The organism is Chromohalobacter israelensis DSM 3043 (assembly GCF_000055785.1).
GTDB lineage: Bacteria > Pseudomonadota > Gammaproteobacteria > Pseudomonadales > Halomonadaceae > Chromohalobacter > Chromohalobacter israelensis.
In genome coordinates, this window is sequence record NC_007963.1 from 3505829 (window position 1) to 3523253 (window position 17425).

Annotated in this window: 9 protein-coding genes; 4 read left to right on the forward strand and 5 right to left on the reverse strand. The window is 60.2% G+C overall.

Annotated features, from left to right (window positions below; genetic code table 11):
• Positions 1–48: 48 nt before the first annotated feature.
• The 3 genes from CSAL_RS15965 to CSAL_RS15975 all read right to left on the reverse strand — a co-directional run bounded on the left by CSAL_RS15965 (position 49) and on the right by CSAL_RS15975 (position 11292).
• Complete coding sequence (locus CSAL_RS15965) at positions 49–1266, reverse strand: hypothetical protein (protein ID WP_148266840.1); 1218 nt, start codon at positions 1264–1266, stop codon at positions 49–51.
• Complete coding sequence (locus CSAL_RS15970; RefSeq protein ID WP_011508441.1) at positions 1232–9508, reverse strand: two-partner secretion domain-containing protein; 8277 nt, start codon at positions 9506–9508, stop codon at positions 1232–1234. The genes CSAL_RS15965 and CSAL_RS15970 overlap by 35 nt, the downstream gene beginning before the upstream one ends.
• Before the next feature lie 71 nt (positions 9509–9579).
• Complete coding sequence (locus CSAL_RS15975; protein ID WP_011508442.1) at positions 9580–11292, reverse strand: ShlB/FhaC/HecB family hemolysin secretion/activation protein; 1713 nt, start codon at positions 11290–11292, stop codon at positions 9580–9582.
• A gap of 92 nt (positions 11293–11384) precedes the next feature.
• Between CSAL_RS15975 and CSAL_RS17340 the strand changes: the two genes are divergently transcribed.
• The gene (locus CSAL_RS17340) at positions 11385–11564 is read left to right on the forward strand and encodes a DUF423 domain-containing protein (protein WP_083831118.1); all 180 of its coding nucleotides are present in this window, start codon (positions 11385–11387) and stop codon (positions 11562–11564) included.
• A gap of 28 nt (positions 11565–11592) precedes the next feature.
• On the opposite strand, the gene CSAL_RS15980 is transcribed toward CSAL_RS17340, so the two are convergent.
• Both CSAL_RS15980 and CSAL_RS15985 read right to left on the reverse strand, forming a co-directional pair.
• Complete coding sequence (locus CSAL_RS15980; protein ID WP_011508443.1) at positions 11593–12015, reverse strand: PaaI family thioesterase; 423 nt, start codon at positions 12013–12015, stop codon at positions 11593–11595.
• 290 nt (positions 12016–12305) lie between these two features.
• On the reverse strand, positions 12306–14534 hold the full coding sequence (locus CSAL_RS15985) for a malate synthase G (RefSeq protein WP_011508444.1): 2229 nt from the start codon (positions 14532–14534) through the stop codon (positions 12306–12308).
• A 211-nt stretch (positions 14535–14745) separates the two neighbouring features.
• On the opposite strand from CSAL_RS15985, the gene CSAL_RS15990 reads away from it, so the two are divergent.
• From CSAL_RS15990 to CSAL_RS16000, 3 genes are all read left to right on the forward strand, one after another.
• Positions 14746–15744 (forward strand): alpha/beta hydrolase, encoded by a 999-nt coding sequence (locus tag CSAL_RS15990; protein ID WP_011508445.1) that lies wholly within the window; start codon positions 14746–14748, stop codon positions 15742–15744.
• A complete protein-coding gene (locus tag CSAL_RS15995) occupies positions 15741–16238 on the forward strand; it encodes a hypothetical protein (protein ID WP_011508446.1) in 498 nt (165 codons plus the stop codon). The genes CSAL_RS15990 and CSAL_RS15995 overlap by 4 nt, the downstream gene beginning before the upstream one ends.
• Positions 16239–16313: 75 nt before the next feature.
• Positions 16314–17423, forward strand: a complete 1110-nt coding sequence (locus CSAL_RS16000; RefSeq protein ID WP_011508447.1) for a pyridoxal phosphate-dependent aminotransferase — start codon at positions 16314–16316, stop codon at positions 17421–17423.
• Positions 17424–17425 lie beyond the last annotated feature (2 nt).

Genomic DNA, 17425 nt, shown 5'->3' on the forward strand with positions numbered 1-17425 from the left:
GCAAGGCAGGATGTCTTGATGATGGATCAAGCCCAGCGACCTGGAAGGCTATGGATCGGCTCGCATATTTTTCAGCTTGTCGCACCGAGCCACGCACTCGAACCACGGCTGACCGGACCAGTCCCCGCTATCGTCATGCCGTAATAGAGTCTCCTGCTTGCCTGGCGGCCATCGCTGGGTGTTCTTGAGAAAGGCGTAAGCATAAGCCGAACCATCCGGATGAATATAGATACGATTCAAGATTTCGGCGCCGATTCCACCTGGCTCGCAATGCTCTGGTTGATCCCGGCCATCAACTGTCTGACGGCAATTAGCTTGATCGTACTGCTTGGAACCAATCAGATATTCACCGTGGAATTTATGCGTGACCCTCCAGCGATAGCTTTTCTTCAGTGGCAGCATTTTCTGACCAAACCATGAAGGAGTAAAAATCTTTCCACTCACACCAGCACGCGGTGCCTCGCGGTCTTGACTGACGGCAAAAACCGGATAATCCATCGGATCGACCTGCAATTTTTCTTGGCGTATCGTGAAGTAATCAGCGTCAACGTTGATCACAGATTTGTGAATAGCGGCAGTGCTCTTATTCACTTTTTGAACCAAAGCCTGGGCATCTCTATCGGCACTCATATTTTTCAGCTTGTCACAGCGTGCCACACACTCGAACCAAGGCTGACCGGACCAGTCCCCGGTATCATCATGCCGGAACCAGGTCTCGTCCTTGCCGAACCAGTGCGGCCACCGGGGAGTGTTCTTCAAGTAGCCGTAGGCATAGGCGGAGCCGTCCGGGTAGACATAGATACGATCCAGATATTCCGCGCCGATGCCTCCCGGCTCGCAATGCTCCGGATGGTCCCGACCGTCCTTTGTCCAGCTACAACTAGTTTGATCGAAGCTCTCGGAACCGATCAAATACTCACCATGCACCTTGTGAGTAACCTGCCAGCGGTAATTTTCCTTTAACGCGGGCATTTCCCGGCCATTATTTTGCGGATAGTTAACATTGGAGCGTGGAGCGATGTGGTCTTGTATGACAGCAAAAACCGGATAGTCCATCGAATCGACTTGGAACTGCTCATGGGGAGCCACGAAATCGCTGTTATTACCGCTGGTCGCAGCACCATAATCGGCCATGGTCGGACAACCGTTGAGGGTAGCCATCATAACGGCGGCAAGAGAGGCCTGAACCCATCGCCGCTGCTTGGCATGCCTGCTTCGCGCCATTAAGGCATTAATTATTTGTCGAGTAGAGCTCAGGATTTGCATCGATAAACGCCTTGTAGTTTTCGAAAGGATGCTGAAGGGGTGTGATTGGCGCCACAATCGCATCCGGATTGAAAACCTTTCCGAGATAGCCGCCATTGATCAGATCCCCGGAACCAATGGTAAGACGCGCGTTGGGCGCCGCAATATTTCCGAAAGGTAAAGAGAACAGTTCAGCATGATCCGCCAGGCCGTTACCCGCCAGATAGTTGGCGGTTAATGTTCCCAAGCTATGCCCTGTTAACTTTCCCTCAAACCCTTGATTCATCAGGTAAGCCCGAACGGAAGTATCCGGCAACCCTTGATATCCAAGTGCGGTATCAATCACGTTAAATGGTACTCCCGTTAGGCCACTATCCATAAACCCACGTGCGCCGTTGGAATACGTCAGCGTAAATTCTCGGTCATCCGACTTATAACGATTGCCGATTCCTGGTAGTTGGTCTCCCGCTATCGAACTGGCCATCAAAACCCAATTCAACTCTTCCTCACTCAAGCCCACGCCCTTTGCCATCTTTTCGGCGATACGATTCCAGGTCTTTTGCATGACCAAGCCCCCCACCACCTTGCCGGCATCCAGTAAAGCGCCTTGCGAGAGCTGTTGCCCGAGATCGGTCATCTTGCTCAAGGGGTTGTGGTAATAGGTACCCGCCGCTAAATAATTGGCCAAGCCGCCTGTTATCGCCCCATGCAATGCCGGTTTCTGCCAGTCTATCCCCTGGCTAGCCGCTCCCACGGCACTGCCAGCTGCACCGGCAATGGCACCGGACATGGCAGCATTCGCCCATCCAGCCGCCACCGTTTCCGTGGCTGCGGCCCACATGGAGGTGGCACTCGTCGCTCCTGCGCCGGCCGCCGTACCCGACATCGCTCCAATAGCCGAACTCGCTGCTCCCGACGTCATTGCTGCCACAGTGATGCTTACAGCCAACGCAGCGACCTGGCTTAGCCCCGATTGGCTGTAATCCCAACTGTCGTGAATCGCCTTGACCTGGTGCCAGTCGACGTCGCCGCGCGCTTCCATGTCCTTGAGCCAGGCGAAGTCGGGATCGGCGGCGACCATGGCGTCGATGGTCTGGCTGACCGTCTGCTGGTCGATGCGGCTAACGTCGATGTTCAGGCCGTTGGCCGCCTGAATGAGCGTCTCGCCCCGGGCGATCAGCTCGCTCTGGCGCAGCGTCTCGTCGGTACGGCCCTCGCCCTTGGAGGACTGCCAGGCGAAGTTGCCGCTGCTCTTCTCGTGGGACTCGCTGTGCAGGTCGCTGGCGGTGGCGAAGTCGATGCTGCCCAGGCTGGTCAGGGCAAGATCGCCGCCCGACTCGAGGCGAGCGCCCTGGTAGGTCTGGTCGCCGCCGCTGAACACGCTGAGGCCGTCTCCGCCAACGATCTGGCTACCGACGGCGCGACGGTCGTCGACCTCGTCGCGGCGATAGCTGCTGCTGCCGAACAGGCCGCCGTCCTTTTCCTTTTCGTAGAGGGAGTAGTCCTGGTCGGTAGCGGCCAGCAGGTTGACGTCGCGACCGGCGAACAGGAAAGCGGCATCATCGGCACGCGCCTGGCTGGCAACCAGGTTGACGTCATTGCCGGCGCTGACCGAGAGATCGCCACCGGCATCGAGCGTGCTGCCTTGCTGGCGAATGCTGGTATCGATGATTTTTTTATGTGAATGCCCCGAACGCGTGTGGTATTCCTCAGTAATTCGATTACTCCGAGATTTTATGCTTATGTCACCCCCAGCCATAGCGAATAAATCATCGCCAGCATAGACATCAGAGGCATCGACACTAAAACCGTCCACAGCAGCTATTTTGACATCATCCCGTGCTGACACCTGGCTTGCTACCTGCTCAAAATTTTCATAAATATGGCGTTCACCATGATTAGCTCTATAATTTTTCGAAAAATCAGCAGATGAGTCGAGAAGCACATCCCTCCCAGACTCGATTAGAACACCCCTTCCTGAATCAACACGACTCGCCGAAATAGAAATATCGCGGCCTGCGCTAAGCAGTAAACTTTCCTTAGAACCAATTCTGGCCGGACGCTGAACACCACCTTCGTCAACATTATAGTTATATATAGTAAACCACAGCATATTCCTGTAGCTATCTTCTACAGAATTGACTTTGATATCACGGGCGGCCTCAATCATGACTTTAGAGTCGCTTTCGATCTCCCCCAGATTAACAAAATCCCTAGCGGAGCTGATGCTCACATCATCGTATGAAGATATGATACCGCCCTGATCAATATAGGTTTCATAATCATGATCATAGCCTACTTTCACAGCTAAGCGGTCATTAACGATGTCGCCCTTAAAAGTTTCCAAGGAAATCTTATGACCACGTATCTCTCCAGCCACGGCATTTCGAATGTCATCGGCTGCGCTCATATTGAGGCGATTGCCGGCCTCAACTAAGCCTCCCTGAAGGATGCTGCTCCCACTATCCATTGTCAGATCGTTGGCAGCCTCAATGGAGCCAATATTGACTAGGTCGCCGCCGGCGATTAGTTCAACGTCGCCACCTTGAATCAGGCTGCCACCGCTAATGTTGCGCTCCTCCACCTGAGCCAGATAGAGCACTGGAGCCAGTACCGCTTCACCATCGATTTCCTGACTTTCCAGCCAGACGATATCATGGGTCAAGGCCGCCCTCTGCTCGGGTGTGAGACCGACCCCCACCGTCAGCCCCAAGGTATTCTGAGCCGCAATGGCATTGTCCATCAGGTAACGATACTGCTGGTAGTCGTCGGCGAGACGCTCATCCAGGAAGCGACTGCCCGTCGACGATTGGATCGCGTCCCTAATCAAACGGGACTCGTAGCGACCATCACCGAGCATCCGGTAGGCGTTATCATCGCTATAGTTAAGCTTATCAAGCAGATATTCAGAACTAACGACGTTCTCAATAGCGGTGAACTTGGGGTTGGTCTCAACCAGATAGCGGCTTTCCGGCGCGCGGCTCTTAATGAAAAGCCCATAATCGCCTTGTGGAAGGCGGAAGCTAGGTAAAGTTAACGGCGCGACACGCTCGAATTCTGTGCCCTGATAGTCTATTGGGGGAAAATTTACTTCCACAGGGAACTGGGTGACAGATTGGCCACCCTGCGAGGTGTATATCTCATGATTCTTAAGTGATTTTTCATTATCCTCTACCCCTCTTCTTTCCCATTCGGCGTCGTAGTAAGGGGCTAAAGGTTCTGCGGCCATATCAGTACTTCTTGTACTGGTGGTGACAACAAGATGCTGAGTGGGATGCTCAGCTTCTGTATCGCTCAATCTCCCCTGGAGTTGTTGATACGTGTTATCAGTTACCATTCCATTTTTCAACTGCCCATTTACCTGAATGGTAACCGATCCCATTCCTTGGATGCCCCCTTGGCTCAAAGCATTTCCGCTTTCCTCTATGATAACCTCATCCCGATATCCACCTGCATACTGCCCACGCAGCATCCTCTTGTAGACTTCCTCATAATCATTCGAATCAAACCTCACTTCAGACATTACACTAGGATCATAACCTTCTAGCTCCCCTAAAAACCCAGGAGAAACCATCTTGTCATTTATCGTTATCCTATATTTTTTTGTTTTTTCACTTCCTTCACCAGCGGCACTCTCAAAGCTATCAGCCAATATTTCCAGATCACCAAATGAGAAAACCCAGCTATTACTATTTTTAAAGCTTTCAGAAATAACTGAGATATTCTCACCTTCTAAATTGGCCGAAGGAGAATCTTCAGTCACAGAAGCCCCATAATATTCTTTTCCTTCATATGTCAAACAAGAGCTTCCAGCCAGATGAAATATCGTCGGGGGCGCGCAACCCACCATCCCGCCCAAATATTCGATAGTCGCTTTATACAAGTCACCATTACCACTTGTCTTAAACTTATCCTTCTTGTTTATAAAGTTCCTGGCATGCACAACAATGTCTTCGCCAGCATGAATATTTCCCGACCGATTCTCCAGTCGGCTGGCCATGGTGCCATTGTCACTGCGCGCGAAGTCCAGGTCGCCGCGGCTATAGATATCTGCATAGCGGTTGTAAAGCCGGTTGCCGCGCAGTGTCATGTCGCCTCCTGCAAACAGCAGGGAGTCGGCCAGATTGTCGATGCGGCCGTCACTGAACAAGCGCAAGTCGTTCTGGCTACCGAGGGTCCCGCGGTTGGTGACGGCGCCAGCCTCGAGATCCAGGTTGCCGACAGACGTCAGTCGGCCGAGATTATCGAGCGTGCCACTCAGGCGATAGGTGGCATTGCCACCGCTAGCCAGCCGACCGTCATGCTGGGTCAGGTTGTGGCCCCGCACGTCGAGGTTGCCCTGGGTCGAAATCAGGCCACGATTGGTGATGTCGCCGTCGCTGTCGACCGCCAGGGCAAGATTGGCGGCGATCGTGCCGCGGTTGTCGAGGCCGGGTATGTGCAAGGTGAGCGCGCCAGGGCTGGCGAGCCGATCCTCGGCATCGAGAACCAGCGCCTGCTCGAGGCTCAGTTCGAGCCCCTGGTTGAACTGCCAGTCGCCGATGCCACTTGAGCGCCGTGCGGTGACAAGGCCGCCTCCAGTGCCTTGCACCTTTCCTCGGTCACCCTGCAAGGTGTCGAGGTCAAGCGTGAGACGACCGTTACCGGCATGAGTGAGGCTGCCATTGGCATTACGCAGCGTTGCAGCATTGAGCGTGGCATCCTGAGAAGCCAAGGCAGTGTGGCCATATCTGTTGTCGAAGGTCCCGGCGATATTGAGCCTGGCATCGTCGCCGCCCAGCACGCGCAGGTCACCGTCCACGTTGTCTAGGTTATCGGCGTTGATCGTCAGGACGTCGGAAGCTTCAATCAGGCCGCCCTCGTTGATTAGGGTGCCGGCTTCCAGCGCGACTTGCTGGCCAGCCATCTCTCCCTGTCGGTTATCGAGCGTCGGCGGGTCGATGGTCAGTGCCTTCCGGGCGAAAAGGCGACCCTGGCGGTTGTCGAGGCGTTGGTCGAGCCGCAGATCGACGTCGCCGGTCACCGCGGCGATGAGACCACCCTGGCGATTGTCGAGGATGGAACCGATAGCGCTGACGGCGTCACCCTGCAAAGTGCCACCACGATTGTCGAGCCTGGTGAAGTTGGCCTTCAGGGCACCATCTCCGGCGCTGAGCAGCCCGTCCTGATTGACGAGGCCAGCGGTGTCGAGCACCAGCCCGCCCGGACCCGAAAGCACTTGACCGGCATCACCGTTGTCGAGGGACTTGGCGTCGATATTCAAACGCTCGGCCCTCAGCGTGCCACCGCGGTTTTTCAGTACACCACTCGTGGCGATCAATTGGAGGTCGCCATCTTCTACGTCGATGAGGCCGTCGTGGTTATCTAAGGCCGTGCCGCTCGTGGCACTCAGAGTAGCAGCAAGGCCGCCAGCCCCCCCGAGAATCGCACCATTCCGATTGTCGAGACGCATGGCATTCAAGGCAGCGTCGCCATCGGACTGGATCTGGCCGCCGGCGTTGGTCAGTGCTCCCGCGAGCGTGATCTGTAAAGCGTCAGCGACGCCGATTAGCCCGTCGTCGCCATTATCGAGGCTGTCGGCGCCGAGTGTCAGAGCGTCGCCGGTCAGATGCCCGCCACGATTGGTAACGGTATCCCCGACTCTCAGGTCAAGGTGATCGGCCAGTAGCACGCCGTACGTGTTGTCGAGCTGGCCGGCATCCAGATGCAAATCGCCGTGGGCAGTCTGCATCTGGCCGTTGCGATTGTTCAAAGCCTCGTTCGCGACCAAGCTCAGCGCCCCATCTGCACTTAGCAGGCCACCATCGTTGGTGATGCTGCCAGCCTCGAGGGAGATGGACTTGCCGATGAGCTGACCGGCGTCGTTGTCCAGAGCGCCGGTCAACGAGAGTCGAAGTGCTTCCTGGTTGGCGACGATGGTACCGGCATCATTGGTTAGTGTTGCCCCTTCGAGACTAATGGCCCGACCACTGATGACACCACCACGATCATCTATGTCATGGGCTTCCAGCGCGACGCTATTTTTGGCCTGGAGGCGCCCGCCGGCATTATTGAGGGTGTTGCCCAGAGACACCGATAAACCCGCCGCATCGGCAGCGACCATCCCGTTATCGCCATTATCGAGGCTAGCGGCGACGAGATTGATCGCGCTGCCGACAAGTTGGCCACTGCGGTTGCTCAGTTCTTCTCCGACGGCCAGACTCATGGCACCGTTAGCATCGAGTAGGCCATTGTCATTATCCAGCATGGCGGTTGTCAGGCTGAATAGCCCACCAGTGACCTGCCCCTTGCGGTTATCAATCGACGCAGCATCTAGCTTGACGGTATCGCGACCCTGCATTCGGCCGCTATCGTTGTTCAGCGAGTCAGTGAGCGAGATCTGCAGATCGTCAGTAGAAATGAGCCCCTCATCGCCATTATCGAGGCTAGCGGCGTCGAGATTCAGCCACCTGCCGGTCAGGCGTCCCCGCCGATTCGCCATGACACCATCGAGTCTCAGGGATAGCCCGTCGGCCAGCAGGATGCCTTCGGTGTTGTCCAGCGAACCAGCATCGAGACGAATATCGCCGCGAGTGACTTGCAACCGACCACCACGATTGCTCAACTCGTTCCCAACGGAGAGTCTCATGGCACTGTCGGCAGCGAGCAGGCCGTTATCGTTGTCGATTTGATCGGCGGCGACAGTCAGCTCGTCCGCCTGCATGATTCCAGCCTGATTGCTCAGGGAAGATATATCGGCCTCTAACGTCCCCCCGTCGACGAGCACCGCACCCGCATCGTTGTCGAATTGTGCAACGTCGAGATGCACGTCTTGTTCGCTGCCGAACTGCAGAATGCCGCCGAGGTTGTTGAGGACCTCGGTATCGATCAAGAGCGAATCGGCGGCGGCGAGCCGTGCATTCTCCCCGAGGTTGTCGATGTGCTCACTCTCAAGCCGCACTTGGCTGCCCTGGATGCGGCCTCTATTGACGAGGCGGCTGTCGGCCTCGATACGCAGGCTGTCCCCTTGCAGGACACCATCGTTGGCCAAGGTACCGGTAGTAGTGATACCGAGTTCGTCGGCGAGTAATTGGCCTTGGTTGTCTAGGCTGCCGAGATCGGTGTCTAGATGGCTGGTAGCGTCGATTCGGCCGCGATTGTCCAGTTCAGCGGCCGTGAGGGTCAGGCGACCGGCACGACGTTGACCACCGCTGTCGTCGACACCGGCACTCAAAATACCACGATTGACGATGTTGCCCCCGGCGTCGAGGGCGACATCAGCCCCACTGACGAGTCTTCCCTGGTTAGCGATATCGTCGCGAACGTCCAGCGCTATGCGGTCGGAAGCACGCACATCGCCGGCAAGCGTTGCGCTGGCGGCTTCGATCGCGATTTGCCGTTGACTGGCGGCATCAGCCAGGTGGAGATGACCGTCGACATCAATACTCAAGTCACCCGCGCTGGCAGCCATATCACCGGCCAGCTTGACGCCGACACCTGCTTCGGTACCGACCAGAGAGATGCGGTCCGCATACATGCCACCCAGAGCGGAGGAATCGATGGCCAACTCTGGCGCCTTCCCTTGCCCCTCGCGCGGCGAGGCGACGAGGCTGTCGGCATCGATGTCGTTGACGCCTGTGACAACATTCAAGCGCTTGGCATGAATTTCGGCATTGACCTCGGCGGCACGGGTGAGGATGTCGAACTGGTCGACTTGGGTAGCGTCGAGCCCCAGCCCCTCGATGGCGACTTGCCCTTGTTCGACGGCGAAATGGTCTAACTCGCCTGACTCGATGATGGGTTTTCCCGTGGTCAGGGTGGCTCGGGGACTGTTGATGAAACCGCAACCGTCGCACGTGATGCCGTAGGGGTTGGCGACCACTACGCTGGCCTGACGTCCAGCCACTTCGGTATAGCCGGCCAAGCGACTGGGATTGCCACCGTTGACCTCGTTGATGATCAGGCTCGCTGCCCGATCTCTGAGATTGGGGTTGCCGACGATCTTCCCGGCGAGTTGGGTGTCTTGCCATTTGGTCGTGGCGTTATTGAGAATCAGCCCACGCTTGTCGACGTTGTAGTCACTGAAAGTATTGTGGGAAAGCCCCTTGCCATTGGGGGTTGCAATATCGATGACAGGAACGCCGTTACCGGCCTGGTCCAGATGTGTGTTGCCGCCGCCGGGTGACACGGCGATACCGTCAGCCAGCACTACCACCGGGTGCCAGAAGAGTGCGTTGATCAGAATGATGGCAAGGTAACGGAATCCATTGGATCTGGCGTTCATTGCTGACTTGCCCCTTAGTATCTTTTTTCTGTACGTTTTTCTTGTCACTGACCAGTCACGTCCACCGCCGCTCAGATATCGAGCCGGACATCGAAATAGACCGGTGTCTCGCGCGAGTCGATGACGTCAGGACGCTCCAGTGAATGAGCAAAGCCCACATTCGCCGAGAGATACTTCCCGCTCAGCCCCAGCGAGAGTTCATAACCGCTCATTCGTCCATGCAGCTCCGGGTTATAATGGCCATGACGAATAACGCCGACGTCGTAGGCCAACGACAGGTTCCAGGTATCGAATAAGGGTCTGGCGATATCGAAGGGGTGTCGCCAGCCGATCTCGTTTCGCCAGTAGCCACCGCTGTCACCGCTGAGCGACTGTTCCTTGAAGCCACGTACGGTGCTCTCGCCACCGATGGTCAGCCGTTGCGGGCTGTAGAGCACATCGTGACTCCATTGCCCATAGGCAAAACTCGTGAAACTCAATGATTGGTCGAACAGGGAGAAGGGCTGCCAATAGCTGAGCGCCAGGGTGTTCTTGCGATACTGGGCAGCGGGTTCTGCAGCGGAGCGGCCTTTATCCCTCTGTGCGCCGAAGCTCGTCAGCCCCTGCTGCCAGCCAATGTCGACGTTGATCAGCGCGCTACCCAGGCGACGGCCGTGGTTGATACCCAGTTCCAGCTCACTGAGTTCCTGGCTGCTGACCTCGATGCGGGTACCATCAATGTTGTTACGCGTCGACGATTTGCTGAGCCCGACCCTGACGCCGGTCTTGCTGGTGCGATCGCGGAGTATCACCCGCTCGATGCCTATCGCATGCTTTTCACTGATGCCATCGAGCGCAAAGATGAAGCCATTGGCTTCCGCGTGCGTGCGATATTGGCTTCGACTGTAGCTGTAATCGAAAGTCCAGTAACCGTAGGGCACTTCGTATCGGATATAACGGCTGTCGGAGTCGGAATCGTCACGGCGGGTCACGGCCTGCCCGAGTTGCAACGTCAACTGGTCGGCCAATCCGAGGGGGCTGTCCCAGCGTACCCCTGCCTGCCATTGCTGCTCCCCGGTGCCCTGGCTACCACCGTTGTTGCGACCAAGCGATACGTGCAGCGGTCTTCCGGGTGTGTTGTCGATATCGACCACACTGCCACCAACCTCGTCACCAGGCCGAAGAGCCAGTTTCGCCTGATTGGAGGGAAGCCGGTTCAATTGATCGATCAACTGCTCCAGGTCCCGAATATTGAGCAGCGCGCCCGGTTCTACCGGCGAGGCCATCAACAATTCCGCATTGGATACGTCGTCGTTCTGGTAAGAGAAAGTTTCTATTCGCCCTTCGACGACAATGACACGAAGCTTTCCGCTGGAAAGATCCTGCTGGGGTAAGTAGGCGCGAGAGGTAATGTAGCCGTGATCGAGATAAAGCTGCGTGATGAACCTCAGCAATTCGTTCAGGTCGTCCACCGTCGCACAGTGCTCGCGAATGCTATCGGCGAGTGCCTGCTTCTCGCTGACGTTCAGTAGTGTGGCCCCTTCCATGTCCAGTTCATGAATGGGGAGGCAGGACGTTTCCACCGAGGATACAGAAGAGGGTTGAGATGCTTCCCCGGTGCCCGGCAAACGCTCGAGTGCCTCGAGACGCCGCTTCTGCTGTTCCAAACGCCGCTGAGGCTCATCGAGCTCGAAATTGCCGCTACCGGCCACCCGCTTGTCGTCGCCCGCCGCTAAAGTCGGCATGGCACCCATCATCAGCGTGATACAAAGTCCTGCCACAAGGACATGACGAACCTCGGCCACAAGTCGCGCCCCATTTTTTGCGAATGCAAATATAGATAACGGCCAACATTCGCAAAACTTTATATGCGAGTGTAAAAATATAAAGAAATTACATGGGATGGGCAAATGGCTTACAAGGGAGCCTGTGGCACGCGCAGCACCCTCTGAGGAGTCAGACAACCTGGCTCTGGCTGTGGGGGCTGGGGCCCATCACGCCGTTCGGTGGTCTGTTGCTGATGGCCGGCTGGCTGACGCTGGCGATATGCGCCTGGCGTCAGCGCCCCGCTCACTGAGACCTCGCGCCCCACGTTCCAGACGCGCTCAATCGTCATCGCCCTCGTCGGGCAAGGCATAGGTCGCGGTGACGGTTGCCACCGGTTCCTCGTCGCCGGCAGGGAACAAACGCACTTCGCCGACCGCCAGGCGCTGGCCCAGCTTGACGATGTGCGCATTGGCGATGAGATCGCGATCGCCGCGGGCGCGGCGCAGGAAGTGGCAGCTGAAGTCCGTGGTCACCGCCATCGGCTCCGGGCCGATCTGGGCCAGAATCGCCACGTACAGGCAGACGTCCGCCAGCCCCATCAGCGTCGGCCCCGAAATGCAGCCCCCGGGCCGCAAGTGCTCATCCTCGATGGCCAGGCTCATGGTCGCGCGCATCTCGCCCACCCCTTCTATGGTGCCCTGGCGGTGCGGAAAGACCTCGTCGAGAAATTCCTCGATGGCGGCGGCGGTCATCACGGTCATCGGTCTCTCCCCCTGACGGCTGTTCGGCGATGCATGGCGCAGCCGTCAAGATAGACCAAGCTACGGCTCAGGCACAGAGCCGCGAGCCGCGAGCCGCGAGCCGCGAGCCGCGAGCCGCGAGCCGCGAGCCGCGAGCCGCGAGCCGCGAGCCGCGAGCCGCGAGCCGCGAGCCGCGAGCCGCGAGCCGCGAGAATCAGCATCGCTCCACGCTGACAGTTCGCAAGCCCGTAGCCCGTAGCCCGTAGCCCGTAGCCCGTAGCCCGTAGCCCGTAGCCCGTAGCCCGTAGCTATTATGATTTCGCCTTGTGCACCGCGCGCCAGTGGTGCAGCAGCGGCTCGGTGTAGCCGGCGGGCTGCTCACGCCCCTTGAAGATCAGGTCGGATGCCGCCTGAAAGGCGCAGGACTCCGCCAGGTGCGAGGTCATCGGCGTATAGTCGGGATCGTGGGCATTCTGGTCGTCGACCACCTTGGCCATGCGCTCCAGCGTCTCGCGTACCCGTGCCTCGCTGACGATGCCATGATGCAGCCAGTTGGCGATGTGCTGACTGGAGATACGCAACGTCGCGCGATCCTCCATCAGCCCCACGTCGTGGATGTCCGGCACCTTGGAGCAGCCCACGCCATGCTCGACCCAGCGCACCACATAGCCGAGGATGCCCTGACAGTTGTTATCCAGCTCCTGCTGAATCTCGTCGTCGGACCAGCTCGGGCTCTTGTTAGCGCCCGAAGCCGCGCTTTCGACCACCGGCACGGTGAGCAGATCGTCGAGAAAGTCGCCACCGGGCTTGGCCTCCAGTTCACGCTGAATCGTCGCGACATCGACCTGATGGTAGTGCAGGGCATGCAGCACGGCGGCGGTGGGTGACGGCACCCAGGCCGTGGTCGCACCGGCCTGGGGATGGCCGATCTTCTGCTCGAGCATCGCTGCCATCAGCTCCGGCATGGCCCACATGCCCTTGCCGATCTGCGCCCGGCCGCGCAGGCCGCACGCCAAGCCGGTCTGGACATTGTTCTTTTCGTAGGCCGCGATCCACTTGGTGCCCTTCATCTCCCCCTTGCGCAGCATGGGGCCGGCTTCCATGGCGGTGTGCATCTCGTCGCCGGTACGGTCGAGGAAGCCGGTGTTGATGAACGCCACGCGGGACGCCGCCTCGTGAATGCACGCATCGAGGTTGATCGAGGTACGCCGCTCCTCGTCCATGATGCCCATCTTGAGGGTATCGCGCGGCAGGCCCAGCATGTCCTCGATGCGCATGAACAGGCTGTTGGCGAAGGCCACTTCCCTGGGGCCGTGCATCTTGGGCTTGACGATATAGACCGATCCCGTCCGGCTATTACGCTTGGCCTCCGGTGCCGTGGCGGACGGGGCAGCGCCGTCGCCTTTCTTGAGGTCGTGAATCGCCAGCAGACTGGTGACCACGCCATCCAGCATTCCCTCGGGAATCTCGTTGCCATCGCCATCGAGCACGGCCGGCGTGGTCATCAGATGGCCGACATTGCGCACGAACAGCAAAGAGCGTCCGGGCAGGCGCAACTCGCCACCGCCGGGGACCGTGTAGTCGCGGTCCGGGTTGAGGGCGCGCGTCACCGTCTTGCCGCCCTTGTCGAAGCGCTCCTCGAGGTCGCCCTTCATCAGCCCCAGCCAGTTGCGATAGACCAGCGTCTTGTCGTCGGCGTCCACGGCCGCCACGGAGTCCTCGCAGTCCATGATGGTGCTCACCGCCGCCTCGACCAGCACGTCCTTGACGTGGGCCGGATCGGTCTTGCCGATGGGGTGAGTGGCGTCGAACTGGACTTCCAGATGCAGGCCATGATTGGCGAGCAGCACCGCCGTGGGCGCCTGTGCCTCGCCTCGGTAACCGACCAGTTGCGCAGGATCGGCCAGCCCCGTCTCACCGCCGCCCTGCAGGGTCACCACCAGCTTGCCGTCACGCAGAGCATAAGCGCTCGCCTCGGCATGCGTGCCCTCGGCCAGGGGGGCTGCCTGGTCGAGCACACCGCGTGCGTAGGCGATGACCTTTTCGCCACGCTTGGGGTTGTAGCCCTGGCTTTTTTCGGCGCCGTCCGTCTCGGGAATCACGTCGGTGCCGTAGAGCGCGTCGTAAAGGCTGCCCCAGCGCGCATTGGCGGCATTGAGGGCATAACGCGCGTTGCTTACCGGCACCACCAGCTGGGGCCCCGCCTGCACGGCGATCTCGTCATCGACATTGGCGGTGGTGGCCTGCACCTTGGCCGGCGCCTCGACCAGATAACCGATGTCCTTCAGGAAGGCACGATAGGCGGCCATGTCCCGCACCGGCCCGGGGTTCGCCTTGTGCCAGGCGTCCAGTTCGTCCTGCAGTCGCTCGCGCTCGGCCAGCAGGTCACGATTGGTGGGCACGAGCTCGTGGACCAGGGCATCGAACCCGGCCCAGAAGGCCTCGGGGTCGACGCCCGTTCCCGGCAACGCTTCGTCGTTGATGAAACGGTCGAGCTGGCTGGCCACCTGCAAACGATGGCGTGTCGTACGGTCTGTCATGCGGCTCTCCTCGGGCATCGCCTCAAACGTGGAAAATAATTCCACAAATTAGACCGGAATGGGCGTCCTGTCATCTCCCCCATTGGTCTGAGCGTGCACGCGTCGCCCCCTGCCGCGCGACACCGCCCTATCTCGCCGGGCGAGACATGACAATTTCCCGGTAGCTTCAAAGCCTTGCGGGCGCTAGCATGGACGTCACCGGGAGAACCGCATGACCGACTTTACCCACTTGCAACACCTAGGCCCGCTGGCGCCGATCGGCCTGCCGCCCTCGTCGACGATGGCCGCCTATCTCGATCATTACCGCCTGACGCCCTTGCTGGCCGAAGACGTCGCATTGCACGCCGGCTTCATCGAGGCGCGGGGCTTCCGACTATGGGCCCAGGTGTGGAGTCCGCCCGACCCGCAGGGCACGATCTTCGTGGTCCACGGCTACTTCGATCACCTGGGACTCTACCGCCACCTGCTCGAGCTGGTACTGGCACGCGGATGGCGGGTGGTGATGTGGGATCTCCCCGGCCATGGACTGTCCAGCGGCGCGCGTGCCTCGATCGACGACTTCGACGATTACGTCAGTTGCCTGAGCGTGCTGACCGAGGAGGTCGCGCGCCTCGACGTCGCCGACGCGCCCTGGATCGGGATCGGCCAGAGCACCGGCGCGGCGATTCTGGCCACCGATGCCCTGACCCAGGGCCACCGCACCCACTGGGCCGGCCTCGCCCTGCTGGCGCCGCTGGTGCGTCCCTGGGGCTGGCAGCAATCCAGCTGGCTGCACCGGGTGGTCAGCCCCTTCGTGCGTTCGGTGCCGCGACGGTTTCGCGCCAATACCACCGACCTCGGTTTCGCCGATTTCCTGCGCAGTGGCGACCCCTTGCAACCCGATCGCCTGGCCCTGACCTGGGTCAGCGCCATGCGCGACTGGATTCCCCTGCTGCTGTCCATGCCGCCCAGTGACTTGCCGGTGTTGATCCTGCAGGGCGAACAGGATCTCACCGTGGACTGGCAGTGGAACCTGGACACCCTGCTGGGCAAGTTCCCCAACGCCGAGATACACCGCCATCCCGACGCGCGGCATCATCTCGTCAACGAAGCCCAGTCCATCCGCGATACGCTTTTCGAGGAATTGGCCGCCTTTCTGGCACGCTACGAGCGGCAGGCCGGCACCTCGCGGGGCACGTCCGCCGACGCCTGCTCACGGGAATCGCCATGAGCCGGCACCGCGTGCGTCCTCGCGTCTGGCTCCTTGCGCTCTGCCTGTCGCTGGCGGGGTGCGCGGGTCTCGATGAAGAACCGCGCAACATGCGCCAGGCCGTGTACGGCATGAGCAGCCAGGCCGCCGAGGCGCTGCTTGCCTCGCCCCCCTGGTCGGGGATGTCGCAGGACATGGTCGTGATGCTCGCGCCGCCGACGGTCGACGCGACGCTCGGCATCAGTGCGGGAAGGCTCACCGAGACGCTGGGCCGCGCACTGCTGGCACTGGAGGACGGTCCCCAGGTCCTCGACTGGACACCCTCGATGATGGCCGACGACGCGCCGGCCAATCACTGGATCCTCGAAAGCCGCCTGGACGGCAACGGCGTGATCCGGCTGTCGGATCGCGAGCTGCTGCCCTATCAGTGGGAAATCACGCTACGCCGCCCCGGTGAGGAGGCCCCCAGCTGGCGGGCCACCCTCGCCGGGGCACTGGATGCCAGCGCGTTGTAGCCGGCACGGGCCCGGCCACGTTGTTTCAGGCCCGTCACGGTCGCACAATGCGCCTTTTGCCCTCAGGAGTCTTGCATGTCCCGCTATGCTCGCCACCTAGACCGCTCGGGCCCGACCAATCCCTTCCCCGGCCTCAAGGCGCTGGAGCGCAAGCTGGGCCGAGAAGTCCCCCACCGGCTGGGCTCCAACGAAGGCCTCGACATGCCGCACCGGGCGCTCAAGGCGCGCTTTGGCGACGCGGTCGCCGAGCTTGCCCGGGCTTACGGCGACGCCGAGGCCATGGAGGTGCGTCAGCGGCTCGTCTCGCTGCTCGGCACGCCACTGGAGGCGCTGCTGGTCGATGCCGGCGCCGACAGCCTGATGGCGCTCGCCCTGCGCACGCTGTGTGACCCCGGCAGCACGGTGATCGCCAGCGCGGGCACCTATCCCACCTTTCGCTACTTCGCCGAGGGGCAAGGATGTCGCTTGGTCGAGGTCGACTACCACGACGCCCCCGGCAGGTTGGCGCCGGATCTCGACGCCCTGGCCGCCAGAGCGGTGCATGAACAAGCCCGCGTGGTCTATCTGGCCAACCCCGACAACCCCAGCGGTCACCTGCACAGCGATGCCGACGTCCTCGCGCTGCGCAATGCCCTGCCCGAGGACTGCACGCTGTTGCTCGACGAGGCCTATCACGACTTCCGTGACGATGCCGACGCCCCCGCCGCCGGTGAGGTGTGGCCCGGCGTGGTGCGTCTGCGAACCTTCTCCAAGGCCCATGGTCTGGCCGGCCTGCGGATCGGTTACACCATTGCCGAACCGGCACTGATCGACATCATGCACAAGGTGCGCATTCATTATGCCGTCTCGTCGCTGGCTCTGGCGGCCGCCGAGACCGTGCTCGATCACCCGGAGGAAACCGCACAACACATCCGGGACGTGAACGCCCGTCGCGATGCCCTGGCCGACCACCTGCGAACGCTGGGCGCCGACGTGCCACCCAGCGCCACCAACTTCATCGCCGTGCGCCTGCCCGACGCGGACCTTGCCGCCCGCGTGCACCGCGAGCTGCTCGAGGCCGGCACGCTCGTGCACCGCCCCGCGCATCCGGCACTGGGCCACGTGCTGCGCATCAGTACGCTCGAGGACGCCCTGGTGCCCGGCCGGCTGGCCGCGCTGGAGCGCGCACTCGAGCCACGGGCCTGAGC

Excerpts from the sequence above, each read along its gene's own strand:
- CSAL_RS15980 (WP_011508443.1), bottom strand. The coding sequence starts at position 12,015 with ATGACCGTGATGACCGCCGCCGCCATCGAGGAATTTCTCGACGAGGTC.
- CSAL_RS15970 (WP_011508441.1), bottom strand. The coding sequence starts at position 9,508 with ATGAACGCCAGATCCAATGGATTCCGTTACCTTGCCATCATTCTGATC.
- CSAL_RS16000 (WP_011508447.1), top strand. The coding sequence starts at position 16,314 with ATGTCCCGCTATGCTCGCCACCTAGACCGCTCGGGCCCGACCAATCCC.
- CSAL_RS15985 (WP_011508444.1), bottom strand. The coding sequence starts at position 14,534 with ATGACAGACCGTACGACACGCCATCGTTTGCAGGTGGCCAGCCAGCTC.
- CSAL_RS15990 (WP_011508445.1), top strand. The coding sequence starts at position 14,746 with ATGACCGACTTTACCCACTTGCAACACCTAGGCCCGCTGGCGCCGATC.
- CSAL_RS15965 (WP_148266840.1), bottom strand. The coding sequence starts at position 1,266 with ATGCAAATCCTGAGCTCTACTCGACAAATAATTAATGCCTTAATGGCG.
- CSAL_RS15995 (WP_011508446.1), top strand. The coding sequence starts at position 15,741 with ATGAGCCGGCACCGCGTGCGTCCTCGCGTCTGGCTCCTTGCGCTCTGC.
- CSAL_RS17340 (WP_083831118.1), top strand. The coding sequence starts at position 11,385 with ATGGGATGGGCAAATGGCTTACAAGGGAGCCTGTGGCACGCGCAGCAC.